We start from the raw sequence: 25,103 nt of genomic DNA on the forward strand, positions 1-25,103 counted from the left end.
CGTAGGTTCGGGAGACAAACCCGCCATTTTACGGGAGGGGGTATGCAGCGAGGCGCGCGCGCCAATGCCCCGCAGGGGCTCCCCTCGCCAGGCGCCCCCCGCAGGGCCCCCCTCAGTCGAACCGCAGGTTGGCCGCCACGGGCTGGCCCACGCGCAGCACCGTGCCCGTGCCCTCGCGCACGATGGCATTCATGGCGAAGGTGATCGCGCCGTCCATGCGCGGGTCCTGGCGGTAACGGCGCAGGGCCGTGCTGACGGCCGGGGTGCTCTCGGCCGTAGCGGGGTCGATGTTGGGGATGGGGCAGCGTGTGCACGGCTTGACGAGCTGCAGCCGCACCTCGCCTTCGCCCGTGCCGATGAACAGCTCGTCGATGCGGTCTTCGTCGTGCGCCTCGACCCCGGCAATCACCAGGTTGGGCCGAAAGCGCTCCATGCCCACCGCCCCCTCGCCCGCGGCCAGCAGCCGCTCGTTGAGGCCGTCCAGCGACCCCTGGCTCGCCACCAGCAGCGGAAAGCCGTCCGCGAACTGGGTGGGCGCCTCGATGCCGCCGGTCCACCGCAGACTGGACAGCCGGCGGTGCTCCGGGTCAAACCGCACCAGCCGGCAGCGCAGCCCCAAAAAGTCCGAAAACCACTGCGCGGCCAGGTCGCCCATGTCCCAGGCGGGCACGGTGTCGTCCCACACCTGCACGGTGGCCGGCTGCTCGACCCGGTCCAGCGCCACATGCAGCGCCAGCATGCCGGGCGCGCGCAGCACCAGGTCGTCGCTGCGCAACTGCGGGCGAATCAGCGCCATGCGCGGCAGCGTGCGCTGCGACAGGAACACGCCCTGCGCGTCGACCACCATCCAGGCGCGGTCCAGGTCCAGCCCGGTATCGGTCAGCAGAGCCTGCTGCACCTCGATGCCCGCGCAGGACTTCACGGGATGGATGAACAGCCGGGCCACGGTACCGGTCAAATCATGGTCTGCACGAAAGCTCACGCTGCTGCTCCTGTCGCTGGCGATGGATGAGGGGATTGGCCCGCGATTGTGCCGCCGCCCCACCCGGCGCAGGGGCGTAGCGCGGCTCCTACAATCCCGGGATGGCGCAGACATTTGACGTATGTATCCGCGGCGCGGGCGTGGTGGGCCGCACCTTGGCACTCTTGCTGGCGCGCGACCGCCTGCGCGTGGCGCTGGTGGGCCCGCCGGAGGGCTCCCCCTCCGACGGCGACGTGCGCGCCTACGCGCTCAACGCCGCCTCGCGCGCGCTGCTGGAATCCGTGCGCGGCTGGCCCGACGCGCAGCATGCGACGGCCGTGCTGCAGATGCAGGTGCACGCCGACCAGGACGGCCAGGTGCGCTTTGATGCGGCCCAGCAGGGCCACGACGCGCTGGCCTGGATCGTGGACGTGCCCGCGCTGGAGGCGCGCCTGGCAGATGCCGTGCGCTTTCAGCCGCTGGTGGAGCCGGTCGCCGCGCCCGTGGACGCCGCGCTCACCGTGGTGTGCGAAGGCCGCGCCAGCCGCACGCGCGCCGAGTTCGGTGCCGAATTCGACATCACCCCCTACGCCCAGCACGCGATCGCCACGCGGCTGGTGTGCGAGCGGCCCCACGGCCAGGTGGCGCGCCAGTGGTTCCTGCCCGACGGCGGCATCCTCGCCTTCCTGCCGCTGGACGGCGCCCAGGGGCGCACCGTGGCCGTGGTGTGGTCGGTGCCGCAGGAGCAGGCTCCGCACTGGCTGCAGGCCGACGAGGGCAGCTTCACACAGCGCCTGCGCGAAGCCAGCCGCGATGCGCTGGGCGCTTTGCAGCTCGTGGGCCCGCGCGCCAGCTGGCCGCTGCAGCAGGCCCAGGCGCGCCACTGGTGCGGCGCCCTGCCCGGCCAGTCCGCCCTCGGTGCGCGCCGCAGCTGGGCACTGGCCGGCGACGCCGCACACAACGTGCACCCCCTGGCCGGCCAGGGCCTGAACCTGGGCCTGGGCGACGCGCGCACGCTGGCGCGTGTGCTGCACGCGCGCGCGGCCTGGCGCAGCGTGGGCGATCTGCGCCTGCTGCGCAGCTACGAGCGCGAACGCAAGGCCACGCTGCTGCCGATGGGCATGGCCATGGACGGCCTGCAGCAACTCTTCACCCGGCGCGAGGGCGCGCTGGCCGCGCTGCGCAACTGGGGCATGAAGGGCTTCGAGCGCAGCGGCCCGCTCAAGGCCTGGGTGGCCCGCCAGGCCATGGGCGCTGACTGATACGACGAGCCCCTTTTTCTGAGTAGAACGGAAACCAACGTAATGAAACTCCTCCCCACCTTGCTGGCCGCCACTGCCCTGTTCCTGGGCCTGAACGCATCGGCACAGGACGCAGCGATCCGCAAGGCGCTGGCCGAGCGCATCCCGCAGCTGCAGCAGATCGACGAAGTGCGCTCCACGCCCATGAAGGGGCTGTACGAGGTGCGCATCGGCACCGACCTGTTCTACACCGACGCCCAGGGCAACTACCTGATCCAGGGCGAGCTGATCGACACCAAGGCGCGGCGCAACCTGACAGAGGACCGCATTAACAAGCTGACGGCGGTGGACTTCAAGGCCCTGCCGCTGCAGGACGCCTTCACCCTGGTGCGTGGCAACGGCGAGCGCAAGCTGGCGGTGTTCGAGGACCCGAACTGCGGCTACTGCAAGCGCTTCGAGAAGGACATGCAGAACGTGGACAACGTGACGGTGTACCTGTTCCTCTACCCCATCCTCAGCCCCGACTCGGCCGAGAAGTCGCGCAACATCTGGTGCGCCAAGGACCGCGCGGCCGCGTGGGACGACCACATGCTGCGCGACAAGACGCCCGCAGCGGCCAGCTGCGACACGGCAGCGCTGCAGCGCAACCTGGCGTTCGGGCGCAAGCACAAGATCACCGGCACGCCCACGCTGATCTTTGCCGACGGCTCGCGCGTGCCCGGCGCCATCGGCGCGCAGGACGTGGAAAAGCGCCTGGCCGCTGCCGGGAAGTAAGGCGCCACTGCCGCCCACCGCGCATCCTTCATCGGCATGCGCTGCAAATATGAGAGCTGCTAGCGCTTGCTCACTGAGGACTTTCAATACATTTCATATTGAAACCCTTGTCTAGTAAGCGCAAGCAGCTATTTTTTTTGACGTCACCCCTCTCGCTGCATTCCGCCATGTCTTTTGCCGCCAGCACCGCCGCCGTCCACTACCGCATCGACCCCACGCAGACCCACGCCCACTTGTACCGCGTCACGCTCACCGTGGCGGTGCCGGCGGCGCAGCAGGAGCTGTCGCTGCCGGTGTGGATTCCGGGCAGCTACCTGGTGCGCGAGTTCTCCAAGAACCTGCAGTCGCTGCAAGCGCAGCAGGGCGGCGCCCCCGTGCCCCTGCAGCAGCTGGACAAGCACCGCTGGCGCGCGCAGTGCACGGCGGGCACGCCGCTGGTGCTGAATTACGAGGTGGCCGCCTACGACACCTCGGTGCGCACCGCCTGGCTGGACGCCACGCGGGGCTTCTTCAACGGCACCAGCCTGTGCCTGCGCGTGCACGGGCAAGAGGAGGCGCCGCACACGCTGGAGGTCGCGTGCCCGCCCGCGCTGGCCGGCTGGTCGCTGGCCACGGGGCTGGAGCCGGTGGCGGTCGCACCGTCCGGCTTCGGGCTGTACCGCGCACGCAACTATGACGAACTGGTCGACTGCCCCGTGGAGATGGGCCCGTTCTGGAGCGCCCAATTCACCGCCTGCGGCGTGACGCACCAGCTGGTGGTGGCGGGCGCCGCGCCGTCGTTGGATGGCGAACGCCTGCTGCGCGACGTGCAGCGCATCTGCGAGGAGGCCATCCGCTTTTGGCATGGCGCGCAGCAGCCGCCGTTCACACGCTACGTGTTCCTGCTCAACGTGGTGCACGACGGCTACGGCGGGCTGGAACACGGCAACTCCACCGCCCTCATCTGCGGCCGGCGCGACCTGCCGCGCGTGGGCGAGGCCGCCACGCCCGAGGGCTACACCACCCTGCTCGGCCTCATCAGCCACGAGTACTTCCACACCTGGAACGTCAAGCGCCTGCGCCCCGCCGAATTCGCGCGCTACGACTACACGCGCGAGAACTACACCGAGCTGCTGTGGTTTTTCGAAGGCTTCACCAGCTATTACGACGACCTGCTGCTGCGCCGCGCGGGCCTGGTGGACCACGCCACCTACCTGCGTCTGCTGACCAAGAACATCAACCAGATGCTGCAGACGCCGGGCCGCCAGGTGCAGTCGGTGGCGCAGGCCAGCTTCGACGCCTGGGTCAAGTACTACCGCCAGGATGAGAACACGCCCAACAGCACCGTGAGCTACTACACCAAGGGCGCGCTGGTGGGCCTGTGCCTGGACCTCGCGCTGCGCCGCGAAGGCCGCACCACGCTGGACGACGTGATGCGCGCGTTGTGGCAGCGCACCGGCGGCGGCCCCATGGCCGAGACCGACCTGCTGGCCGTTTTGCAGGAGTTGTCGGGGCGCGACTGGTCCGGCGAGATCGGGCAGTGGGCGCACGGCACGGCGGAGCTGCCGCTGGCCGAGCTGCTGGCCGCCCATGGCATCCGGCTGCAGGCGGAGCCCGCGCAGATCGCCCAGCGCCTGGGCCTGCGCGTGAACGAGAACCACGGCGTGCACATCAAGACCGTGCTGCGCGGCGGTGCGGCAGAGGCCGCCGGCTTCATGGCCGGCGACGAATGGCTGGCGCTGGAAACGCCGGGCCAGGCCTGGCGCCTGCACAAGTTGGACGATGTGCCGCTGTACGCCGCCAGCGCCACCCAGATCACGGCCCTGGTGGCGCGCGACCAGCGTCTGATGCGCCTGGCGCTCACTCTGCCAGGCGCCGGCGCGGCCTTTGACACGGTGCGACTGGACGTGCAGGACGCCGCCGTGGCCCAGCGCTGGCTGGGGCCGGCCCAGCCGGGTCCTCAGGCATGAAGGCTTGGGTATATTCCCGGCATCCCACCCACTACAAACAGGAGATCACCTTGGCCTACGAATGCATCGAAGTCCGCACCGAAGCGGACAAGGTCGGCATCATCACGCTCGCCCGTCCCAAGCAGCTCAACGCGCTCAACGACCAGCTCATGACCGAGCTGGGCGAGGCCCTCAAGGCGTTCGACGCCGACGAGAAGATCGGCTGCATCATCCTGACGGGCAGCGAGAAGGCCTTCGCCGCGGGCGCCGACATCGGCGCCATGGCCAAGTACAGCTTTGCCGATGCGTACAAGGGCGACTACATCACGCGCAACTGGGAGCAGATCCGCAGCATCCGCAAGCCCGTCATCGCGGCGGTGAGCGGCTACGCCCTGGGCGGCGGCTGCGAGCTGGCCATGATGTGCGACTTCATCATCGCGGCGGACAATGCCAAGTTCGGACAGCCCGAAATCAAGCTGGGCGTGATCCCCGGCGCGGGCGGCACGCAGCGCCTGCCGCGCGCCGTGGGCAAGGCCAAGGCCATGGACATGGCCCTCACCGGCCGCATGATGGACGCCACGGAAGCCGAGCGCTCCGGCCTCGTCAGCCGCGTGGTGCCGCTGGACAAGCTGATGGAAGAAGCCCTGGGCGCGGCCCTCGTCATCAGCGGTTTCTCGCAGATCGCCGTGATGGCCGCCAAGGAATCGGTGAACCGCGCCTTCGAAGGGACTTTGAGCGATGGCGTGATGTTCGAGCGCCGCCTGTTCCATGCGCTGTTCGCCACCCAGGACCAGAAGGAAGGCATGGACGCCTTCGTGAACAAGCGCGCCGCAGTCTTCACGCACCAATAAATTTTTGTTCTATAATTCGCGGCTTCGGTGGTATAGCTCAGTTGGTTAGAGCGCAGCATTCATAATGCTGATGTCCCAGGTTCAAGTCCCGGTACCACCACCAGATACAACCCGCAGCGCCCCAGGTGCTGCGGGTTTTTCTTTAGCCGCGTGGCGGGCCGGCGCCTGCCACTAGAATTTTCGTTTCAGCCCCTGGATGTACACCATGAATCGCTGCAACACCCGCACCTTCGCGTCCACCCGCACCCGCGGCGCCTGGCTGGCGACCCTCGCATGCCTGGCACTGCTGGGCGGCGCCGCGTCCACGGCCGCCACGGCCCAGACGGTGGCGGCCACCGGCCTTGCGCGCACCTTCCCCGCCAATGCGCTGCGCGGCACGCTGAACTTCCAAGACCGCACGACGGCCCTGCTCAACGGCAATGCCATCCAGGTGGCGCCCGGCATGCGCCTGTTCAGCCCGCAGAACGCGCTGGTCATGACCCACACCGTGCAGGGCAAGCCCCTGAAGGTGAACTACGTGACCGAGGCCAGCACGGGCATGCTGCTCACCGCCTGGATCCTCACGCCCGCCGAGGCCGCCTTGCCCCGCAAGGGCAGCGACACCGAAACCAACGTGCGTTTCGAGTGGGACACCAAGCCCGCCGCGCTGCGCTGACACACCCGCGCTGATCCACCGCGCTGAAGCCCGGCGCGCGTTCGCGTTTCGCCGGCCCCGCTGGCCAGCCCGCAACCGCCCCGCTGCCGCCTGCGCCGCGGCGGCTGGTCTTTCGCGAGATTAAAGAGACACAAGCCATGTCCAAGAAAGTTTTCATCAAGACCTTCGGCTGCCAAATGAACGAGTACGACTCGGACAAGATGGCCGATGTGCTGGGCGCCGCCCAGGGCTATGAGCCCACCGACGACCCGGAGCAAGCCGACCTGATCCTGTTCAACACCTGCTCGGTGCGCGAGAAAGCGCAGGAGAAGGTGTTCAGCGACCTCGGCCGCGTCAAGCACCTCAAGGACAAGGGCGTGCTCATCGGCGTGGGCGGCTGCGTGGCCAGCCAAGAGGGCGAGGAGATCATCAAGCGCGCCCCGTTCGTGGACGTGGTCTTCGGCCCGCAGACGCTGCACCGCCTGCCCGATCTGCTCAACGCCCGTGCCGCCAAGGCCAGGCCGCAGGTGGATATTTCCTTCCCTGAGATCGAGAAGTTCGACCACCTGCCGCCCGCGCGCGTGGAGGGCGCCAGCGCGTTCGTTTCGATCATGGAAGGCTGCTCCAAGTACTGCAGCTACTGCGTGGTGCCCTACACGCGCGGCGAAGAGGTCAGCCGCCCGTTCGAGGACGTGTTGGTGGAAGTCGCCGGCCTGGCCGACCAGGGCGTGCGCGAAGTCACGCTGCTGGGCCAGAACGTGAACGCCTATCTGGGCGCCATGGGCGACACCGCGGAGAAAGCCGACTTTGCGCTGCTGCTGGAGTACGTGGCCGAGATCCCCGGTATCGAGCGCATCCGCTTCACCACCAGCCATCCCAACGAGTTCACGCCGCGCCTGATCGAGGCCTACGCCAAGATCCCGAAGCTGGTGAGCCACCTGCACCTGCCCGTGCAGCACGGCAGCGACCGCATCCTCATGGCCATGAAGCGCGGCTACACGGCCATGGAATACAAGAGCACCATCCGCAAGCTGCGCGCCATCCGCCCCGACATGGCGATGAGCAGCGACTTCATCGTGGGCTTCCCGGGCGAGACCGAGGAAGACTTCCAGAAGATGATGAAGCTGATCGACGATGTGCGCTTCGACAATTCCTTCAGCTTCATCTTCAGCCCGCGCCCCGGCACGCCCGCCGCCAACCTGCACGACGACACGCCGCATGAGGTGAAACTGCGCCGCCTGCAGGAACTGCAGGCCGTGATCAACCGCAACATCCTGGAGATCAGCCAGGAGCGCGTGGGCACGGTGCAGCGTCTGCTGGTGGAGGGCGTGTCCAAGCGCGACGGCAGCGAGCTGATGGGCCGCACGGAGTGCAACCGCGTCGTCAACTTCCCCGGCCACGAGCGGCTGATCGGCCAGATGATCGACGTGAAGATCACCGAGGCGCGTACCTACACGCTGCGCGGCGAGGTGGTGACGGGCGAGATCACGACCGCGGCCGGATAATCATCAAAAAACCATAGCTACCAGCGCTTGCCATTCCTAGATTTCAGATGGTTTTCCACCTGAAATCCTTGAAATACCAGCGCAAGCAGCTCTATTTATAGGAGCGGTCACCGCTCCCCTGTTCAGAACCGCGGCATGCCTCCCATGCCCGGCAGGCCGCCCTTCATGCCGCCCATCTTCTTCATGAGCTTCATGAGGCCGCCGCCCTTCATCTTTTTCATCATGCCCTGCATCTGCTCGAACTCGTTGAGCAGGCGGTTGACCTCCTGCACCTGCACGCCGGCGCCCTGGGCGATGCGCTTCTTGCGTGTGGCCTTGATGAGCTCGGGCTTGCGGCGCTCCAGCGCCGTCATGCTGCAGATGATGCCCTCCTTGCGGCGGATGTCGCGCTCGGCCTTGTCCATGTCCACCTGACCTGCCTTGGCCGTGAGCTGCGCGGGCAGCTTGTCCATGAGGCTGGACAGGCCGCCCATCTGCTTCATCTGCTGCAACTGGGCCAGGAAGTCGTTCAGATCGAACCCGTCGCCGCTCTTGACCTTGGCGGCGAGCTTTTGCGCCGCCTCCATGTCCACGCCGGCCGTGACCTGCTCGACCAGCGCGACGATGTCGCCCATGCCCAGGATGCGGCCCGCGTGGCGCTCGGCGTCGAACACCTCCAGGCCGTCGATCTTTTCGGAAACGCCGGCAAACTTGATCGGCGCGCCCGTCACCTGGCGCACCGACAGCGCCGCACCGCCGCGCGAGTCACCGTCCAATTTTGTGAGCACGATGCCCGTGAGCGGCAGCGCTTCCTTGAAAGCCTTGGCGGTGTTCACCGCGTCCTGGCCCTGCATGGCATCGACGACAAACAGCGTCTCCACCGGGTTCAGCACGGCATGCAGGTCCTTGATTTCCTGCATCAGCACCTCGTCGATGGCCAGGCGGCCGGCCGTGTCTACCAGCAGCACGTCGAAGAAGTGCTTCTTGGCGTAGTCCAGCGCTCCAAGGGCGATGTCGCTCGGCTTCTGGTCGGGCGTGCTGGGGAACCACTCGGCGCCGGCCTGCTTGGTCACGGTCTTGAGCTGCTCGATGGCGGCGGGGCGGTACACGTCGCCCGAGACGGTCAGCACCTTCTTCTTGCGCTTTTCGATCAGGTGCTTGGCCAGCTTGGCCGTGGTGGTGGTCTTGCCCGCGCCCTGCAGGCCGGCCATCAGGATCACCGCCGGCGGCTGCGCGTTGAGGTTGATGTCGGCCACGCCCTCGCCCATGGTCGCGGCCAGTTCCTTGTTCACGATGCCCACCAGCGCCTGGCCGGGCTTCAGGCTGCCCAGTACCTCCTGGCCCAGGGCTTTTTCCTTCACGCGGGCGATGAAGTCGCGCACCACAGGCAGCGCCACGTCGGCCTCCAGCAGGGCCATGCGCACCTCGCGCAGCATGTCCTGCACGTTGGCTTCGGTGATGCGGGCCTGGCCGCGCATCTCCTTGACGAGACGGGTGAGTTTTTCGGTGAGTGCGGAGGCCATGGCCAAATGCTCCAGATGCACCGGCCCGGGCGTAATGCCGGCCGATGGCACAGCCCCGACGACCAGGGGCGAAAGGCTAAACTGCGAACCCATGATTTTACCCAGTGCTTCCCCGCTCGGCTGGCTGCTCGCCCTGGCCACCGCGGCCGCCTACGCGCTGGCGGCGGCCCTGGCGCCGCGCACCGCCACAGGCCGCGGCCAACTGGCCATCATGGCCCCTGCCTGGACGCTGCATGGCGCCGCGCTGGTCTGGGGCCTGCTGGGCAGCACGCCGCATTTCGGCTTTGCCGCCGCCCTGTCGATGACGGCCTGGCTGGTACTGACCACCTACGCCGTTGAGCGGCAGCTGTTTCCGCAGATGCGCGCGCGCTGGGTGCTGTGCGCGCTGGGCGGCGCGGCCGTGTTGGTGGCAGCGCTGTTTCCGGGCCGGCCACTGCACGTATCCGCCTCGCCCTGGCTGCCGCTGCACCTCACGCTGGGCATTGCCTGCTATGGCCTGTTTGCCGCAGCGGTGGTGCACGCCTGGCTCATGAGCCGTGCCGAGCGCCAGATGCGCCTGGCTGCCGATTCGCACAGCGGCATGCCGCTGCTGACGCTGGAGCGGCTCACGTTCCGCTTCGTGACGGCGGGCTTTGTGCTGCTCTCGGCCACGCTGGTGGCGGGCTGGCTGTTCAGCGAGCAGCTCTACGGCCGCGCCTGGCTGTGGGACCACAAGGCCGTGTTCTCGCTGCTGGCCTGGATCACCTTCGCAGTGCTGCTGCTGGGCCGCTCGCGCTTTGGCTGGCGCGGCCGCAGCGCCGTGCGCGTGCTGTATGCAGGCACGGCACTGCTGCTGCTGGCCTACGTGGGCTCGCGCTTCGTGATGGAAGTGGTGCTGGGGCGGGCGGCATGAAATACCTGGTCCTGTTCGCTGTGCTGGCCGTGGTCTACGCAGTGTGGCGCGCGCAGCGCCGTGCGTCTGCGCCGCGGCAAGGCAACACCCAGCGCCCGTCCATCGCTCCGCCACAGGACATGGTGCGCTGCGCCCACTGCGGCGTGCACCTGCCACGTGGCGATGCCGTGCCCGGGGGGGCGCATATGTACTGCAGCACCGCCCACCGGGACCGTGGGCCCGCCTGAGCCGATGCCCTCCAAGCTGGCAGCCGCCGCCTCTCCCCTGCCCTTTCATCGCCTGTGGAATGCCTTCCTCACAGCGCGCGTGATGGTGGCGCTGGCGCTGCTGCTGCTGCAGTTGCTGGGCATTGCACTCAACCAGGCCGGCGAACCGCTGCTGTTCAGCATCTGCCTGGGCTACCTGGTGGCCACGGTGGCGCTGCGGGTGTGGGGACACGGCGCGGTGCCCGACCCGCGCCCCGGCATCCAGTGGTTGCCGTCCATCGGGCTGGATCTGTTGCTGGTCAGCGTGCTGCAGGCGCTGCAGCAGTCGGGCGGCTTGAATTTCACGCCGTTGTTCGGGCTTCCGGTCCTGATGGCAGGCGTGCTGGGATCCTTGACACTGGCTCTGGCAACCACGGCCGGCGCCACGCTGCTGCTGCTGGCCTGGGCCTGGTGGCTGGGCACATACGGCGGCGCCGGAGACGGCACGCAGCGCTACCTGCAGGCGGCATTAACAGGCACCGGCTACTTCATCGTCGCCTATCTGGTGCACCTGCTGGCCGCCAAGCTCACCAGCGAGCAGCAGATGGCCCGGCGCAGCCAGATGGATGCGCGCACCCACCGCGCGGTCAGTGCCCTGGTGATGCAGCACGTGGCCGATGGCGTGCTGGTGCTGGACCTGCATGGCCAGGTCCGCCTGGCCAACCCTGCGGCGTTGCTGATGCTCGGCCACAAGATCTCCGGAGATTCCTCCCTGACGCTCACGCACACGGCGGCCTTCAAACCCCTCATGGATCTGGCGTGCGCCACTTTCCAGATGGAGCGTCCCCAGCATGCCGATGTCAACGTCCTGCACGATGGCCAGATCCCCATGGCCCTGCGCGTGCGCGCATGGCTCACCCACACGCAGGACGCCCCGGACGACTCTCCGGGGGAGCCGCTGTGCGTGATGTTCCTGCACGACCTGCGCGAAATGGAAGCGCGCCTGCGCACCGAGAAGCTGGCCGCCATGGGGCGCATGTCGGCCGCCGTGGCACATGAGATCCGCAACCCGCTGGCAGCGATCGTGCAGGCCAACGAACTGCTGGACGAAGACCTGGACGACCCCACACAGAAGCGCCTGACACACATGGTGCGCCAAAACGCCGACCGGCTGGTGCGCATCACGGAAGACGTACTGGACATTGCGCGCGTGCAGCACCAGATCAACCAGGCCAGCTCCTCCACCGTGGCACTGGATGCCACCGTGCAGCAGGTGTGGAACGACTGGACGGCGCAGGACCCCGCACGCCGGCAGGGGCAATTGGTACTGGACGCGGGCGCGGCGCAGGTGGAGTTCGACGCCGAGCACCTGCGGCGCGTGCTGGTGAACCTGCTGGACAACGCATTGCGCTACAAAGGGCCCGAACCCGACTCGCTGTGCCTCGCGACGCGCGCCACCCCCGGCGGGAAGGCCGGCGTGCAGGTGTGGAGCGATGGCGCACCGCTGGACAAATCGGTGGAGCGGCATCTGTTCGAGCCTTTCTTCTCATCCGAAAGCCGCTCCAGCGGGCTGGGCTTGTACATCTGCCGCGAGCTGTGCCAGCGCCACGGGGCGGCGATCGGCCATCAGCGCACCACACGCAGCCTGGCGCGCGGCGAGGTGGCGGGAAACGCCTTCACTGTGACCTTTCGCAGCCTTTCGCGCCCTGCGGACAGCGCATCACTGTTTGACACAATCGTGGTCTGACACGGCCCACAGACCATGAATGCATCCACCGCCTCCATTCTTGTCGTTGATGACGAACCCGATCTGCGCACCCTCTATGAGCTGACCCTGCTGCGCGAAGGCTACCGCGTGGAGACCGCCGCCAGCGTGGACGACGCGCGCCAACAGCTGCAGACGCAGAAGTTCGACGTCGTGATCACCGACATGCGGCTGCCCGACGGCTTCGGCATGGACTTGCTGCACGACCTGCGCAGCCAGCAGCGGCGTGAACGCTGCGTGGTCATGACGGCCTATGGATCCGCCGAGAACGCGGTGGAGGCGCTGCGCGCGGGCGCGTTCGACTACCTGACCAAGCCCGTGGACCTGAAGCAATTCCGTGCCGTGGTGGCTTCGGCGGTGCAGGGTATTGGCGCCGTACTGGCGGCGCCCAAAGCCACCCGCCCCGGCGCACGCAACGTCACGCAGTGGCCGGACATGCAAGATCCTGTGCTGGATCGCCTGATCGGCGACTCCGAAGCCATGCGCAATGTGAAGCAGCGCATCGCCAAGGTGGCGCGCAGCATGGCCCCCGTGCTGGTGCGTGGCGAGTCAGGCACGGGCAAGGAACTGGTGGCCCGCGCGCTGCACGCCAGCAGCCAGCGCTCCGAAGGCCCGCTGATCGCCGTCAACTGCGGCGCGATTCCCGAGAACCTGCTGGAGGCAGAGTTCTTTGGCGCGCGCAAGGGTTCCTACACCGGCTCTACGCACGACCGGGAGGGCTACTTCCAGGCCGCCCGTGGAGGCACGCTGTTCCTTGACGAAATTGGCGACCTGCCGCTGCCCATGCAATCCAAACTGCTGCGTGCGATCCAGGAGCGCACGGTACGGCCCCTGGGCTCCACGCAGGAAGAGGCCGTGGACGTGCGCATCGTCAGCGCCACGCACCGAGACCTGGCCGCCGACGTGCAGGCGGGGCGCTTCCGCCAGGATCTGTATTACCGGCTGAATGTCATCGAACTGCTGATCCCACCGTTGCGCGAGCGGCGAGAGGACCTGCCCGCGCTGTGCGAGGCCTTGCTGGCCCGTATCGAGCAAGAGTCGGGGGTGGCCGTTCCCCGCCTGACGGAAGAAGCGCTGCGGTGCATCGCACAGCACCCGCTCACCGGCAATGTGCGCGAGCTGGAAAACCTGCTGCATCGCGCGGTAGCCCTCAGCGATGGCCATGAGCTGCACGTTGAAGGCGCGCCAGCCCCCACCGTGGAGGCACCGCCACCCCTACCGCAGCCCGTACCGTCCGCACCAGCCATCGCGCAGCCCGCTGAGCCGCACGCGCCCCCTCGTTGGTCCGGCATCAACGAAGGCATGCCCCTGCCCAACGATCTGCAAGCTTGGCTCGACCAGCAGGAACGGGAAATACTCGTGCGCGCCCTGCGCGAGGCGGGTTTCAACCGCACGGCCACCGCAGCCCGCCTGGGCATCAGCCTGCGCCAGATCCGTTACCGGATTGCCCGGCTGCACATCGAGGTACCGCAAGACGGCGACAGCCATGGCGACGCGCAGCCCTGAGCCTGCGGCCCGGCGGCCTGCCTGGCACGGCGGCTGGTACGCGAATGCGAGACGCATGGACTCGCCCAACCACGGGCCACGTCCCCCGCAGGCCAGCGTGGACCTCATCGTGGTGCATTCCATCAGCCTTCCCCCCGGAGAGTTTGGCGGGGGTCATGTGCACCGGCTTTTCATGAACCGGCTGGACTGGGACGCCCATCCTTATTTCCAGCAGATTCGCGGCCTGGAAGTGTCGACGCATTTCTTCATCACGCGCGCAGGTGTGCTGTGGCAGTTCGTGGACGTGGGCCGACGCGCCTGGCACGCGGGCCGTTCCCACTACCGGGGGCGCGATGCCTGCAACGACGACTCGATCGGCGTTGAGCTCGAGGGGCTGGAAGGTGGGAGCTTCGAGCAGGCGCAGTACGCCACCCTTGTGACCCTTTGCAAGGCGCTGCGGCAGCGCTACCCCGTGCGCTACATCGCAGGGCATGAGCACATCGCCCCTGAACGCAAACACGACCCAGGCCCTGGGTTTGACTGGCGTGTACTTCGTGGAGCCTTCGCCGGCACGGGTGTTCTTTTTCCGCCAGGGTGTTGATCCCCCCAGGCACCCGGACGCATTGCCGCACTTTGCGCCTTCGCCTCGCCTTCACTGCTCAGGATGAAGTTGCACGCGCGTTTGCGCGCAAGATCGGCCAGCAGGCCGCACCATGGCTCAAGCCGTCGGATGCGGGCCTGATCCTACGGGGGCTGCGACGGCAGTAGAAGGCCCAGGCGTTCAATCACGACGAAACGATCTCGCCAGCCTCTTACGGGGATACACTACCCCTAGTGTCTTGAACCATCAAGACACACTAGATATAGTGTGCGGCGACAGTCTAAGCCGCCGTTTCGCCGGCCGAAGGTGACTGCCCGTCCGCCTGGCCATTTCTCCGAACACCTCCGAGGACCTCCATGCACGCTGCGCCCCTATCCGTTCCTGTTGACACCCCATCGCCTGCACGGGCCACCCCGTCGGCCACGCCGACTGGGGCCCATCCACTGATGCACTACCAGATCATCCGCCGCAACGGCGCCGTGGTGCCCTTCGAGCCGCAAAAAATCGCCGTGGCGATGATGAAAGCATTCCTGGCCGTTCACGGGGCACAGGGAGCAGCCTCGGCGAGCGTGCGCGAAGTGGTGGATCAGCTGACCCAGGCAGTCGTGCGCGCGCTGATGCGCTCGCGCCCCGCGGGAGGAACGTTCCACATTGAGGACGTGCAGGACCAGGTGGAGCTGGGCCTGATGCGAGGCAGCCATCATGAGGTGGCACGCGCCTACGTGCTCTACCGCGAGCGCCGCGCGCAAGAACGCGCACAGAAGAAGGAACAACTGCTACCCCAGATGCCGGCCCTGTATGTACAGGACCAAGGTCAGCGCGTGGAGCTTGACATTCTGCGCCTGCAGAGCCTGGTGGAAGCCGCATGCACGGGCCTGGGATCGGACGTCCAGGCCGCGCCCATCATTGCGGAGACCATGCGCAACCTGTACGACGGCGTACCCATGGACGAGGTGTACAAGGCATCCATCCTCGCGGCGCGCACCCTGATTGAGAAAGATCCCGGCTACACCTACGCGACGGCACGACTGTTGCTGCACACCATCGTGCGCGAGGTGTTAGGCCGCGACGTGAATCCCGCCAACATGGCCCTGGCCTACGCCGAGAATTTTCCACAGTTCATCCGCCAGGGCGTGGACAACGAGTTGCTCGACCCGCGCCTGATGGAATTCGACCTGCAGCGCCTGGGAAGCGCACTGAAGGCCGAGCGCGACCTGCAGTTCGACTATCTTGGCCTACAGACGCTGTACGACCGCTACTTCCTGCATGTGCGCAAAACGCGCATCGAGCTGCCTCAGTCCTTTTTTATGCGCGTGGCCATGGGCCTGGCGCTGCGCGAGGACGACCGCAACGCCCGCGCCATCGAGTTCTACGAACTGCTCAGCTCCTTCGATTTCATGAGCAGCACGCCCACGCTGTTCAACAGCGGGACATTGCGCTCGCAGCTGTCCAGCTGCTACCTGACGACGGTGCCCGACGAGCTGGAGGGCATCTACGAATCCATCAAGGAAAACGCCCTGCTGTCCAAGTTCGCGGGCGGCCTGGGTAACGACTGGACACGCGTACGCGCCCTCGGTGCACGCATCAAGGGCACGAACGGCGAGTCGCAAGGCGTGGTGCCGTTCCTCAAGGTGGTCAACGACACGGCCGTGGCCGTGAACCAGGGCGGCAAGCGCAAGGGTGCCGTCTGCACCTACTTGGAAAGCTGGCACCTGGACATCGAAGAATTCCTGGAGCTGCGCAAGAACACCGGCGACGACCGGCGACGCACACACGACATGAACACGGCCAACTGGATTCCCGACCTGTTCATGAAACGCGTAATGGAAAAGGGCCTGTGGACACTGTTTTCCCCCTCGGATGTCCCTGACCTGCACGACCTGTACGGACAGGCCTTCGAGAAAGCCTACATCGCCTACGAGGCCAAGGCCGAGAGCGGCGAGCTGCCTCTGTTCAAACGCGTACCGGCCGTCGACCTGTGGCGCAAGATGCTGTCCATGCTGTTCGAGACCGGCCATCCCTGGATCACCTTCAAGGACCCGTGCAACATCCGCTCTCCTCAGCAGCATGTAGGCGTAGTGCACAGTTCCAATCTCTGTACCGAGATCACGCTCAACACCAGCGATGCCGAGACGGCCGTGTGCAACCTGGGATCGGTGAACCTCGCGCGCCATCTCAAGGACGGAGGCATCGACCACGACAAGCTGCGCAAAACCGTGAGCACGGCCATGCGCATGCTGGACAACGTGATTGACATCAACTACTACGCCGTACAGAAGGCCAAGGACTCCAACCTGCGCCACCGCCCCGTCGGCCTGGGCCTGATGGGGTTCCAGGACGCGCTGTATGAACTGCGCATCCCCTACGCAAGCGACGCCGCAGTGGAGTTTGCCGATACCTCCATGGAGGCTCTGTGCTATTACGCCTACTGGGCCTCAACCGATCTCGCCCAAGAACGGGGCCAATACTCCAGTTACCAGGGTTCTCTGTGGTCCCAGGGCATCCTGCCGCTGGATTCACTGCAGTTGCTGGAGCAGGAACGTGGCGGGTACGTGGAGGTGGACCGTACGACCCGTCTGGACTGGGACATGCTGCGCGCCAAGATCGCGCAAGACGGCATGCGCAACTCCAACTGCATCGCCATTGCGCCCACAGCCACCATCTCTAACATCGTTGGCGTGGACGCCTCCATCGAGCCCTCCTTCGGCAATCTCTCCGTCAAATCCAACCTCTCGGGAGAGTTCACGGTCATCAACCAGTACCTGGTGCGCGACCTGAAGCAGCTGGGCCTGTGGGACGACGTGATGCTCATGGACCTCAAGCACTTCAAGGGGTCGCTGCACGCGATCGACCGCGTTCCCCTCACCGTCAAGGCACTGTATGCCACGGCCTTTGAAGTCGCTCCCACCTGGCTCGTCGAAGCGGCGGCGCGTCGACAGAAATGGATCGACCAGGCGCAGAGCCTGAACATCTATATGGCCGGCGCCTCAGGCAAGAAGCTCGACGAGACATACAAGCTTGCGTGGATACGCGGTCTGAAGACCACTTACTACCTGCGCACGCAGAGCGCGACGCATGTGGAGATGAGTACCGTGAACACACGCCAGCTCAATGCCGTCGCGTCCGGCGCAAGCGACACGGGGGAGGGAACGATGGCACCAAGCTCGGCACTGAACGCTGCCGTGGCCGCAGCGCAGGCGCAGGCGCAGGCTGCTGCCATCCCTGCGACCGACGTGAAGTTCTGCGCCATTGACGACCCCGGCTGCGAAGCCTGCCAGTAATGCCGTGCGCATGCGGGCGCAGCGCGACACATCGTCGCCTCGTTCGCATGTGTCGTGAAGCAACAGATCACGCCTGGCAACGCTTCGGTGCTTTTCATTTTGAAGCACTGCTTCCATAATCCGACCACTGGAAAACCTATGCTCACCTGGGACGACGAAGTCAAGCCCTCATCGCAAAAACTTTTGGACGGCAGTCACTCCAACGACCGCCCTGTGGAGCCTCCGCCAAACGGTTTCCAAGCACCCGTGTTGCAGTCCGTCGCCAGCACTTCGACGCGCACTGCCCCTACCGCGTCTGCAGCACCCCAACACCGCCGCGTGTCTGCGGTCGACAAACGCATCATCAATGGCCAGACCGACGTCAACCAGCTGGTGCCGTTCAAGTACAAGTGGGCGTGGGAGAAATACCTCGCCACCTGCGCCAACCACTGGATGCCGCAGGAAGTGAACATGACGCGGGACATCGCACTCTGGAAGGACCCGAACGGCCTGACCGAGGACGAACGGCGCATCGTCAAGCGCAACCTGGGCTTCTTCGTCACGGCCGACTCGCTGGCCGCCAACAACATCGTGCTGGGCACCTACCGCCACATCACGGCGCCGGAATGCCGGCAGTTTCTGTTGCGCCAGGCGTTCGAGGAAGCCATCCACACCCATGCGTACCAGTACATCGTGGAGTCTCTGGGCTTGGACGAAGGCGAGATTTTCAACGCCTACAACGAGGTCCAGTCCATTCGCGACAAGGACGAGTTCCTGATCCCCTTCATCGAAGCGATCATGGATCCGCGCTTCACGACCGGCACACCCGAGAGCGACCAGACACTACTCAAGTCGCTGATCGTTTTTGCCTGCCTGATGGAAGGTCTGTTCTTCTACGTGGGTTTCACGCAAATCCTGGCACTCGGCCGCCAGAACAAGATGACCGGCGCTGCCGAGCAGTACCAGTACATCCTGCGCGACGAGTCCATGCACTGCAACTTCGGCATCGACCTGATCAACCAGCTCAAGCTCGAAAACCCACATCTGTGGACGGCCGAGTTCAAGGACGAGATCAAGGCCCTGTTCATCAAGGCAGTGGAACTGGAATACCGTTATGCCGAAGACACCATGCCGCGTGGCGTGCTGGGTATGAACGCCTCCATGTTCAAAGGCTACCTGCGCTACATCGCGAACCGCCGCGCCACACAGATCGGGCTGGAAGCGCTCTTTCCGAATGAAGAGAATCCATTCCCCTGGATGAGCGAGATGATTGATCTGAAGAAGGAACGCAACTTCTTCGAGACGCGCGTCATCGAGTACCAGTCGGGCGGCGCCTTGTCCTGGGACTGACATCTTCGTAGACCAGGCCATGACTTTTCAATCACGCTCCGCGCACACAGCACCGTTCGGCGCTGCGGCCTTGGGGCGTTTCCGCATTCGTGGTGACGCATATTCAGTCGTCGCCATGGATCGCTCCACGCCCAATGCAGGCGTGGGGTGCTCTTTGCAAATCGACCCAAGGAGAAAATGATGGCAACTGCGAAGAAACCCGCTGCAAAGAAAGCAGCTCCCGCTAAGAAGACGGCTCCAGCCAAGAAGGCAGCCGCTCCTGCCAAAAAGGCCGTAGCAGCCAAGAAGGCAGCGCCCGCCAAGAAGGCAGCCGCTCCTGCCAAAAAGGCCGTAGCAGCCAAGAAGGCAGCGCCCGCCAAGAAGGCAGCCGCTCCTGCCAAAAAGGCCGTAGCAGCCAAGAAGGTAGCACCCGCCAAGAAGGCAGCCGCTCCTGCCAAAAAGGCCGTAGCAGCCAAGAAGGCAGCACCCGCCAAGAAGGCAGCCGCTCCTGCCAAAAAGGCCGTAGCAGCCAAGAAGGCAGCACCCGCCAAGAAGGCAGCCGCTCCTGCCAAAAAGGCTGTAGCAGCCAAGAAGGCAGCACCCGCCAAGAAGGCAGCCGCTCCTGCCAAAAAGGCTGTAGCAGCCAAGAAGGCAGCACCCGCCAAGAAGGCAGCCGCTCCTGCCAAAAAGGCTGTAGCAGCCAAGAAGGCAGCACCCGCCAAGAAGGTAGCCGCGCCCGCGAAGAAGGCTAAGGCTCCTGCCGCAACGCCCGCTCCTGTCGCGCAAACAACGCTGAACCCGCAAGCCGCATGGCCCTTCCCTACGGGTGGCAAGCCATAAGGCTACGGGACAGTCCAGCCTACGACCCGGTGCTTGCACCGGGTTTTTTTATGGCAAAGCTGCAGTCAGAAACGCTGCTTCAATCCCGGCGCTCGCTCAGTCAGGTTGAAAGTCCAGCTGGTAATTCTGCGGGCCGCGTTGCGCGATCTTGAGCGCGCCCAGCCGGTTGCCCAACTGAGCGCAACGTGCCAGGGTCCACCCCTTCTCTAGGCCGTAGAGCAAACCGCCACGCCAGGCATCCCCGCAGCCCGTGGGGTCCACCACCTGCGCCGGTTGCACAGGGGGAACATGCGTCCTGACACCCTGTTCCCAAATTTCACATCCCTGTGCTCCCAGTGTGACGATCAGGCCGCGGACCCGATGCGAGATCTCTGCCAGGCTCCAGCCCGTACGGTCGCACAACATCTTGCCTTCGTAATCATTGACGGCGATCCAGCTCGCCTGCTCGATGAATCGATGCAGGTCTGCGCCATCGAACATGGGCAACCCCTGTCCCGGATCGAACACGAACGGAATGCCCGCCTCGACGAATTGCGCCGCGTGCTGCAGCATGGCCTCACGGCCATCCGGCGCGATGATGCCCACGTGCGCACCCGCCCCGGGCGGGATGCGGTGCAGGTGGGCCTGCATCATGGCACCGGGGTGGAACGCCGTGATCTGGTTGTTGTCCCGATCGGTCATGATCATCGCCTGGGCGGTGTATGTATCCTCCACGCGGCCGACAAAGCGGGTGTCGACGCCGAGTTGCTGCAGTCGCGCCAAGTATTCGCCGCCATCAGCGCCCAGCATGGCCATGGGCAGCGGGTTGCCTCCCAACAGCTTGAGGCTGTATGCGATATTGCCAGCGCATCCTCCAAAGTCGCGGCGCAATGTGGGAACGAGAAACGACACATTCAGGATATGCAGTTGCTCGGGCAATATTTGCTCTGCAAAACGCCCATCGAACGTCATGATGGTGTCGAAGGCCAGGGAACCGCAAATCAGCGCAGCCATAGGGTCAAAGCTCAAGAGTAAAAAATCAGGGATAGAAGGCCACCAGCCGATAGCCGGCCACCTGCGCAGCGCCCTGGATCACCTGCAACGGCAGTGCACCGCTCCACACGAAACCTGGTGCCAATTCCAGGGGGGCCCCCAGTTCGTCACGCAGCAATACGCGCCGCACAATCGGCTGGTCTTGCGCATCTGTCAGCGTGAGTTCCAGCGCCGGCATCGCAACGGCCTGGGTCGACGTATTCTTCACGCTCATCTGCAACTGGTACCCGGACGGGTCGTGACGCGCCTTCAAAAACGATGAGCTGTCGATGACCACGGCCGTGATGTGCCGTGGAGGTTGCAGCACGCACTGCAAGCGCCCGCACAGTCGTTCCATCCAGGCGCGGGCCACGGGATGACGCGATGCGATGTCGTCCCTTTCCTGGATGGCTATTTGGAGAAGCAAGGCCACCACCAACGTCAAGCCGACCAAGAACAGGCCCACACGCACGGAGGGCCTGCGCCAGAACGCGTTGCGCCGCGCAGCCTTCACGAAGCCGGGTTCAATGACGGGATCCGTGCGGTCGTCGGCATGTCCTTCTTCCCGTGCCAGCGATGGCGCGCCTGCATCCTCCGATGGCGCCAGGGACTCCAGCGGTTCAGCCGGGCTGGGCGCCATCTCTGGTGATTCGATGGTCTCCTGCGCGGCCCTCCCCGTAGCGGACGTGCCCCCCTCCTCTGTGGGCATCGGTGAAACCAGAACGGCAGGGGCTTCCGCGGATTCGTGGCTGCTGGGTTCCTCCGATTCCGCATCGTCCTCAAGAGGCGCCGCCGGTAACTCGTAACCCTGCGGGAGCGTATGGACTGGCGGGGCGGGAATATCGCGCGCGGCTGGAGAGAGGGGCGCCGCATCGGCATCCACCGGGGGCGCGGCCATTGCTTTCGACGTCTTTGCAGGCGCTGCGCCCTCCGGATTCGCCAGCAGAAAGGCGGGGACCGGGGGCGGTGGGGGAACCCATGGTGGAGGTTCGCTTTCCGTACGCAGGCCTTCATCCACCGCGGGAACCACTTCCTGCGGTGCACACGCGGCCGCTGCAGACATCACCGGGTCCGGCGCAAGCGATGTTGGAGCCTCCACATGCCGCGCACTGCCCCAGACCTGAATGCCTTCCGAGGCTTTACCGACGGGCTGTGGCGGAGGCTTGAGCGCATCCAGAAGCAGGTCGGAAAGCAACGGCTCCGCCTCCTGCACCTGCAAGTGCTGCGATGCATCGAACACTTCCTTGCAGTGCCCGCATCGCACCCAGCCTTCCGATATCCGCAGCTGATCGGCAACCACCCGAAAGGTGGTGGAGCAGTGGGGGCAGCGGGTGATCTGGCTCATCGGCTGTGGATTGTAGGGGCCCCTCTACGACCCCGCGCAGCCCGCGCGGTCCGCGACGCGCGGTTAGCGACGCGCGGTCATCAGGATCCAGCCATCCTCACGGTCCGACACCTGCAGCTGCAGCCACGGCGCATAGGCCTCCTGCAGCTCCTCCGCCTGCCGCTCCAGGATGCCGGCCAGCACAAGGTGCCCGCCCTGCGCAACATGGCCGCTGAGCAAGGGCGCCAGCACCTTCAGCGGCGTCGCCAGAATATTCGCCAACACGGTCTGGTATTGCCCTTGCGCCCGCTCGGGCAGACCCGCGTTCACCTGCACGCCGTTGGCTTGCGCATTTTGTCGCGTGGATTCCACGGCTGCCGTGTCAATGTCCACCGCGTCGATCTCTGTGGCGCCAAATTTCGCGGCGCCGATCGCCAGGATGCCGGAGCCGCAGCCATAGTCGAGCACGCGCCCCAGCGCCTGCCCGGCCGCGTCGCCATGTTTGGCAATCCAGCGCAGGCACATGCGCGTGGTTGGGTGGGTTCCAGTGCCAAAGGCCAGCCCCGGATCCAGGCGGATGCTGCGGCGCGCAGCCGCAGGCATCTCGTGCCACGTCGGCACGATCCAGAAATCGGGCGTGATGTCCACCGGCGCGAACTGGGATTGCGTGAGCCGGACCCAGTCCTGCTCTTGCACGGCACTCACCCCCTGCACGATGCAGCCCTCGAAGAAGTCCTGCGCCTGCAGCAGCTGCCGCGCCTCCTCGGCCGCCTCTTGCGTAGGAAACAGGGCAGTGATGCGGCTACGCTGCCAACCCTCACGCGGGGCCGGCATGCCAGGTTCCCCAAAAAGCGCCTGCTCGGCATCGGTGTGCGCGTCGGCATCTTCCACGGACACGCTCAAGGCTTCCAGCGCATCGAGCGCGTCGCTCACGGTCTCCACCCGTTCCTCGGGACACAACAGGTTCAGCTCGAACATGGGATCAGCCTCCTTGCACGCGATCCATGAAAAAAGCTGGCATCCGTTTCCGGATGCCAGCGGGCAGGTCATAAGTACTAGCGATCAGCGCTGGCGCTGCGACAGCCACTCCTCCAGGTAGTGGATGTTGGTGCCGCCCGCTACGAACTTGGCGTCCACCATGAGTTCGCGGTGCAGCGCCACGTTGGTATTGATGCCTTCGATCACCGTTTCCGACAGTGCCGTGCGCATGCGCGCCAGGGCTTGCTCGCGCGTATCGCCGTGCACGATGATCTTGCCGATCATGGAGTCGTAATTCGGCGGCACGTAGTAGTTCGTATAGGCGTGCGAGTCCACGCGCACGCCCGGGCCGCCAGGCGCGTGCCACATCGTGATGCGCCCCGGCGACGGGATGAACTTGTAGGGGTCCTCGGCGTTCACCCGGCATTCGATCGCATGGCCTTGGATCTGAACCTGGCGCTGAGTGAACGGCAGTTTTTCGCCCGCAGCCACCATGATTTGCGTACGCACGATGTCCACGCCCGTGATCCACTCGGTCACCGGGTGCTCCACCTGCACGCGGGTGTTCATCTCGATGAAGTAGAACTCGCCGTTCTCGTACAGGAACTCGAACGTACCCGCACCGCGGTAGCCGATCTTCTTGCAGGCGGCCACGCAGCGTTCGCCAATCTTCTCGATCAGCTTGCGCGGAATACCCGGTGCCGGCGCTTCCTCGATCACCTTCTGGTGGCGACGCTGCATGGAGCAGTCGCGCTCACCCAAGTACACGGCATTGCGGTACTTGTCGGCCAGTATCTGGATCTCAATATGGCGCGGGTTCTGGAGGAATTTCTCCATGTACACGGCCGGGTTGCCAAAGGCGGCCTGCGCCTCAGCCTTGGTCATCTGCACCGCGTTGACCAGCGCCGCCTCGGTGTGCACCACCCGCATGCCACGGCCGCCACCACCGCCAGCGGCCTTGATGATGACCGGGTAACCGATGCTCTTGGCAATGCGGCGGATCTGCACCGGATCATCCGGCAACTCGCCATCGGAGCCCGGCACGCAGGGTACGCCCGCGCGGATCATGGCCTGCTTGGCCGACACCTTGTCACCCATCATGCGGATGGAGTCGGGCGTCGGGCCGATGAACTGGAACCCGCTCTTTTCCACCCGTTCGGCGAAATCGGCGTTTTCCGACAGGAAGCCATACCCCGGGTGAATGGCCTCGGCGTCCGTCACCTCGGCCGCCGAAATGATGGCAGGCATGTTGAGGTAGGACAGCGGCGAGGGCGCGGGGCCGATGCACACGGCCTCCTCCGCCAGCTTGACATATTTGGCGTCGCGGTCGGCCTCGGAATAGACCATCACGGCCTTCACGCCCAGTTCGTGGCAGGCACGCTGGATTCGCAGGGCAATCTCGCCGCGATTGGCGACCAAAATCTTCTTAAACATGGTTGGCCTCGCGGCTCAAGGCCGCATGCAGACAAAAACCCGCGCCAGCGCCTGGTGCTGCCATGCATGCGCAACGAGCGCATGCGGCGGGGGCTGAAGCGCTCATGCGCGGCTTACTCGATGACGAACAGCGGCTGCCCGTATTCCACCGCCTGCCCGTTCTCACCCAGGATGCGGGTCACCGTGCCGGACTTGTCGGCCTCGATCTCGTTCAGGATCTTCATGGCTTCGACGATGCACACCGTGTCACCTTCCTTGACCTTGCTGCCCACCTCGACAAACGGCTTCGCGCCCGGGCTGGACGCGCGATAGAACGTACCCACCATGGGCGACTTGACGATATGGCCAGAAGGGGCCGCCGCCGCGGGGGCAGGCAATTCAGCGACGGGCGCGGTGGGCGCGGCCGCTACGGGCGCGGCGGCCATGGGGGTTTGGACGGGAGCGGCGACGAACTGCTGCACCACGGCCCCGCCGCTCTTCACGATGCGGACCTTGCCCTCGGCTTCGGTGATCTCGAGTTCAGAAACATTCGACTCGGAGACCAGATCGATGAGGGTCTTGAGTTTTCGCAAATCCATGGGGGCTCCAACGGCTAGAAACGGA

The 25,103-nt window shown here is 65.7% G+C and carries 21 protein-coding genes and 1 tRNA gene; 15 read left to right on the plus strand and 7 right to left on the minus strand.

Features of this window, described 5'->3' with window-relative positions:
* Positions 1-112: 112 nt before the first annotated feature.
* Positions 113-982, minus strand: coding sequence for an MOSC domain-containing protein (locus tag DTPSY_RS14660; protein ID WP_011806714.1), 870 nt, complete (start codon positions 980-982; stop codon positions 113-115).
* A gap of 101 nt (positions 983-1,083) precedes the next feature.
* Here DTPSY_RS14660 and DTPSY_RS14665 point away from each other — a divergent pair, with 101 nt between their 5' ends.
* From DTPSY_RS14665 to miaB, 7 genes are all read left to right on the plus strand, one after another.
* A complete protein-coding gene (locus tag DTPSY_RS14665; protein ID WP_015914221.1) occupies positions 1,084-2,223 on the plus strand; it encodes an FAD-dependent monooxygenase in 1,140 nt (379 codons plus the stop codon).
* Between the two features lie 42 nt (positions 2,224-2,265).
* Entirely contained in the window at positions 2,266-2,976 is a 711-nt protein-coding gene (locus tag DTPSY_RS14670; protein WP_015914222.1) for a DsbC family protein, read from the plus strand.
* Positions 2,977-3,143: 167 nt separating this feature from the next.
* A complete protein-coding gene (locus DTPSY_RS14675; RefSeq protein WP_015914223.1) occupies positions 3,144-4,925 on the plus strand; it encodes a M61 family metallopeptidase in 1,782 nt (593 codons plus the stop codon).
* 50 nt (positions 4,926-4,975) lie between these two features.
* Positions 4,976-5,755, plus strand: a complete 780-nt coding sequence (locus DTPSY_RS14680; protein WP_015914224.1) for an enoyl-CoA hydratase — start codon at positions 4,976-4,978, stop codon at positions 5,753-5,755.
* Positions 5,756-5,781: 26 nt separating this feature from the next.
* Positions 5,782-5,858, plus strand: a tRNA-Met gene (locus tag DTPSY_RS14685).
* A gap of 102 nt (positions 5,859-5,960) precedes the next feature.
* Complete coding sequence (locus DTPSY_RS14690) at positions 5,961-6,410, plus strand: hypothetical protein (protein ID WP_015914225.1); 450 nt, start codon at positions 5,961-5,963, stop codon at positions 6,408-6,410.
* A 137-nt stretch (positions 6,411-6,547) separates the two neighbouring features.
* Positions 6,548-7,894 (plus strand): tRNA (N6-isopentenyl adenosine(37)-C2)-methylthiotransferase MiaB, encoded by a 1,347-nt coding sequence (gene miaB / locus DTPSY_RS14695; RefSeq protein ID WP_015914226.1) that lies wholly within the window; start codon positions 6,548-6,550, stop codon positions 7,892-7,894.
* Between the two features lie 122 nt (positions 7,895-8,016).
* Here the strand turns inward: miaB and ffh are convergent, their stop codons facing one another.
* Positions 8,017-9,396 (minus strand): signal recognition particle protein, encoded by a 1,380-nt coding sequence (gene ffh / locus DTPSY_RS14700; RefSeq protein WP_015914227.1) that lies wholly within the window; start codon positions 9,394-9,396, stop codon positions 8,017-8,019.
* Positions 9,397-9,487: 91 nt separating this feature from the next.
* On the opposite strand from ffh, the gene DTPSY_RS14705 reads away from it, so the two are divergent.
* From DTPSY_RS14705 to DTPSY_RS14740, 8 genes are all read left to right on the plus strand, one after another.
* On the plus strand, positions 9,488-10,288 hold the full coding sequence (locus DTPSY_RS14705; protein WP_015914228.1) for a cytochrome C assembly family protein: 801 nt from the start codon (positions 9,488-9,490) through the stop codon (positions 10,286-10,288).
* Positions 10,285-10,515 carry a PP0621 family protein gene (locus DTPSY_RS14710; RefSeq protein WP_015914229.1) on the plus strand — a complete coding sequence of 77 codons (231 nt, stop codon included), beginning with the start codon at positions 10,285-10,287 and terminating at the stop codon, positions 10,513-10,515. Before DTPSY_RS14705 ends, DTPSY_RS14710 begins: the two co-directional genes overlap by 4 nt.
* A 4-nt stretch (positions 10,516-10,519) precedes the next feature.
* On the plus strand, positions 10,520-12,220 hold the full coding sequence (locus DTPSY_RS14715; protein ID WP_015914230.1) for a sensor histidine kinase: 1,701 nt from the start codon (positions 10,520-10,522) through the stop codon (positions 12,218-12,220).
* A gap of 15 nt (positions 12,221-12,235) precedes the next feature.
* Complete coding sequence (locus tag DTPSY_RS14720) at positions 12,236-13,744, plus strand: sigma-54-dependent transcriptional regulator (RefSeq protein WP_015914231.1); 1,509 nt, start codon at positions 12,236-12,238, stop codon at positions 13,742-13,744.
* Positions 13,725-14,324, plus strand: a complete 600-nt coding sequence (gene ampD, locus DTPSY_RS14725) for a 1,6-anhydro-N-acetylmuramyl-L-alanine amidase AmpD (protein ID WP_015914232.1) — start codon at positions 13,725-13,727, stop codon at positions 14,322-14,324. The genes DTPSY_RS14720 and ampD overlap by 20 nt, the downstream gene beginning before the upstream one ends.
* A 356-nt stretch (positions 14,325-14,680) precedes the next feature.
* The gene (locus DTPSY_RS14730; protein WP_015914233.1) at positions 14,681-17,605 is read left to right on the plus strand and encodes a ribonucleoside-diphosphate reductase subunit alpha; all 2,925 of its coding nucleotides are present in this window, start codon (positions 14,681-14,683) and stop codon (positions 17,603-17,605) included.
* A gap of 138 nt (positions 17,606-17,743) precedes the next feature.
* A complete protein-coding gene (locus tag DTPSY_RS14735; protein WP_011806728.1) occupies positions 17,744-18,934 on the plus strand; it encodes a ribonucleotide-diphosphate reductase subunit beta in 1,191 nt (396 codons plus the stop codon).
* 180 nt (positions 18,935-19,114) lie between these two features.
* Positions 19,115-19,753: a hypothetical protein gene (locus tag DTPSY_RS14740; protein WP_015914234.1), complete on the plus strand. Its 639-nt coding sequence runs from the start codon at positions 19,115-19,117 to the stop codon at positions 19,751-19,753.
* Positions 19,754-19,849: 96 nt separating this feature from the next.
* Here DTPSY_RS14740 and DTPSY_RS14745 read toward each other — a convergent pair whose 3' ends face one another.
* The 5 genes from DTPSY_RS14745 to accB all read right to left on the minus strand — a co-directional run bounded on the left by DTPSY_RS14745 (position 19,850) and on the right by accB (position 25,078).
* Positions 19,850-20,746: a carbohydrate kinase family protein gene (locus DTPSY_RS14745; RefSeq protein WP_015914235.1), complete on the minus strand. Its 897-nt coding sequence runs from the start codon at positions 20,744-20,746 to the stop codon at positions 19,850-19,852.
* 25 nt (positions 20,747-20,771) lie between these two features.
* Positions 20,772-22,109 carry a zinc-ribbon and DUF3426 domain-containing protein gene (locus DTPSY_RS14750; protein ID WP_015914236.1) on the minus strand — a complete coding sequence of 446 codons (1,338 nt, stop codon included), beginning with the start codon at positions 22,107-22,109 and terminating at the stop codon, positions 20,772-20,774.
* Positions 22,110-22,172: 63 nt separating this feature from the next.
* On the minus strand, positions 22,173-23,066 hold the full coding sequence (prmA, locus tag DTPSY_RS14755; RefSeq protein WP_015914237.1) for a 50S ribosomal protein L11 methyltransferase: 894 nt from the start codon (positions 23,064-23,066) through the stop codon (positions 22,173-22,175).
* Between the two features lie 84 nt (positions 23,067-23,150).
* Complete coding sequence (accC, locus tag DTPSY_RS14760) at positions 23,151-24,500, minus strand: acetyl-CoA carboxylase biotin carboxylase subunit (protein WP_015914238.1); 1,350 nt, start codon at positions 24,498-24,500, stop codon at positions 23,151-23,153.
* 113 nt (positions 24,501-24,613) lie between these two features.
* Complete coding sequence (gene accB, locus DTPSY_RS14765) at positions 24,614-25,078, minus strand: acetyl-CoA carboxylase biotin carboxyl carrier protein (RefSeq protein ID WP_011806734.1); 465 nt, start codon at positions 25,076-25,078, stop codon at positions 24,614-24,616.
* Between the last annotated feature and the right edge of the window lie 25 nt (positions 25,079-25,103).

It is taken from the genome of [Acidovorax] ebreus TPSY, assembly GCF_000022305.1.
GTDB classification, from domain to species: domain Bacteria; phylum Pseudomonadota; class Gammaproteobacteria; order Burkholderiales; family Burkholderiaceae_C; genus Diaphorobacter; species Diaphorobacter nitroreducens.

Excerpts from the sequence above, each read along its gene's own strand:
- DTPSY_RS14665 (WP_015914221.1), top strand. The coding sequence starts at position 1,084 with ATGGCGCAGACATTTGACGTATGTATCCGCGGCGCGGGCGTGGTGGGC.
- DTPSY_RS14670 (WP_015914222.1), top strand. The coding sequence starts at position 2,266 with ATGAAACTCCTCCCCACCTTGCTGGCCGCCACTGCCCTGTTCCTGGGC.
- DTPSY_RS14675 (WP_015914223.1), top strand. The coding sequence starts at position 3,144 with ATGTCTTTTGCCGCCAGCACCGCCGCCGTCCACTACCGCATCGACCCC.
- DTPSY_RS14690 (WP_015914225.1), top strand. The coding sequence starts at position 5,961 with ATGAATCGCTGCAACACCCGCACCTTCGCGTCCACCCGCACCCGCGGC.
- miaB (WP_015914226.1), top strand. The coding sequence starts at position 6,548 with ATGTCCAAGAAAGTTTTCATCAAGACCTTCGGCTGCCAAATGAACGAG.
- ffh (WP_015914227.1), bottom strand. The coding sequence starts at position 9,396 with ATGGCCTCCGCACTCACCGAAAAACTCACCCGTCTCGTCAAGGAGATG.
- DTPSY_RS14705 (WP_015914228.1), top strand. The coding sequence starts at position 9,488 with ATGATTTTACCCAGTGCTTCCCCGCTCGGCTGGCTGCTCGCCCTGGCC.
- DTPSY_RS14710 (WP_015914229.1), top strand. The coding sequence starts at position 10,285 with ATGAAATACCTGGTCCTGTTCGCTGTGCTGGCCGTGGTCTACGCAGTG.
- DTPSY_RS14715 (WP_015914230.1), top strand. The coding sequence starts at position 10,520 with ATGCCCTCCAAGCTGGCAGCCGCCGCCTCTCCCCTGCCCTTTCATCGC.
- DTPSY_RS14720 (WP_015914231.1), top strand. The coding sequence starts at position 12,236 with ATGAATGCATCCACCGCCTCCATTCTTGTCGTTGATGACGAACCCGAT.
- ampD (WP_015914232.1), top strand. The coding sequence starts at position 13,725 with ATGGCGACGCGCAGCCCTGAGCCTGCGGCCCGGCGGCCTGCCTGGCAC.
- DTPSY_RS14730 (WP_015914233.1), top strand. The coding sequence starts at position 14,681 with ATGCACGCTGCGCCCCTATCCGTTCCTGTTGACACCCCATCGCCTGCA.
- DTPSY_RS14735 (WP_011806728.1), top strand. The coding sequence starts at position 17,744 with ATGCTCACCTGGGACGACGAAGTCAAGCCCTCATCGCAAAAACTTTTG.
- DTPSY_RS14740 (WP_015914234.1), top strand. The coding sequence starts at position 19,115 with ATGGCAACTGCGAAGAAACCCGCTGCAAAGAAAGCAGCTCCCGCTAAG.
- DTPSY_RS14745 (WP_015914235.1), bottom strand. The coding sequence starts at position 20,746 with ATGGCTGCGCTGATTTGCGGTTCCCTGGCCTTCGACACCATCATGACG.
- DTPSY_RS14750 (WP_015914236.1), bottom strand. The coding sequence starts at position 22,109 with ATGAGCCAGATCACCCGCTGCCCCCACTGCTCCACCACCTTTCGGGTG.
- prmA (WP_015914237.1), bottom strand. The coding sequence starts at position 23,066 with ATGTTCGAGCTGAACCTGTTGTGTCCCGAGGAACGGGTGGAGACCGTG.
- accC (WP_015914238.1), bottom strand. The coding sequence starts at position 24,500 with ATGTTTAAGAAGATTTTGGTCGCCAATCGCGGCGAGATTGCCCTGCGA.
- accB (WP_011806734.1), bottom strand. The coding sequence starts at position 25,078 with ATGGATTTGCGAAAACTCAAGACCCTCATCGATCTGGTCTCCGAGTCG.